Raw genomic sequence first — 738 nt, 5'->3', positions numbered from 1 at the left:
TTAAAAAGCTTGGTAATATTATTTTCATTGCTTTTATAAATGTATTCTTTAACATATTCTATCCTTTCTTTAACTTCGTTTTTTTGATTGTTTGCTTCATTGATTGCTTTTAATTCTGCTTTATGAATTTGCGTAAGTTCTTTTAGCCTTGCTTCGTTGTTTTTATTAATCTCTAAAGCTAAGGCTAAATCATTTTGACTTTTTTCTAATTTTGCCTTTGTGCTATCAAGTCTTAGATAAAAATATCCTGTTAAGATTGCCATTAAAGCTAAGGCTATATAAAGCTTTGCATTTCCAAATAAAAGATTTATCATATTTTGTTTTAGAAGTTTAAGTAAGGTTTTTATATAATACCCCTAAGGGTTAGCCGTAGGTCTGACCCCCTATGGCTAAATTTTACCCTTGAAAGTGGGTGATTTTTATGACTACATATCACCAAATAATCGTTATAATTATACTCTTATGTATAATTATTGTCAAGGCTTATTAGTCTTGTCCCCTTTTAGGGGATTATTTGGTAACCTACTTAAATTTCTTTCTCCTTTCTATGCTAATTCATTTGTTATTTCTAATTTAATGTCTTCAAGATTTTTACCATACACCAAATCATAAAATTCTTTACAAGCTTGTCTGCTTTGACCGACACTTTCATTATTATTATCTTTGGTAAGTCCTAGCAAGATACAACCTTGTGTGTCTTTATCAGTGTTTCCCCAGTGTATTAAAATTGCACGACTT

2 protein-coding genes are annotated in these 738 nt (G+C 29.5%); both read right to left on the bottom strand.

The features are described from left to right. On the bottom strand, positions 1 to 314 hold a 314-nt coding region (locus tag AJ884_RS08060), incomplete at its 3' end, for a hypothetical protein (RefSeq protein ID WP_070286586.1). A gap of 231 nt (positions 315 to 545) precedes the next feature. After that, a partial coding sequence (locus AJ884_RS10175) for a DUF5675 family protein (protein ID WP_261660592.1) occupies positions 546 to 738 on the bottom strand: 193 nt, incomplete at its 5' end.

The organism is Campylobacter sp. BCW_6463, from assembly GCF_001762785.1.
Lineage (GTDB): Bacteria > Campylobacterota > Campylobacteria > Campylobacterales > Campylobacteraceae > Campylobacter_D > Campylobacter_D jejuni.
The sequence above is the reverse complement of the archived record's forward strand: the minus strand, read 5'-3'. Positions and strand labels throughout refer to the sequence as shown.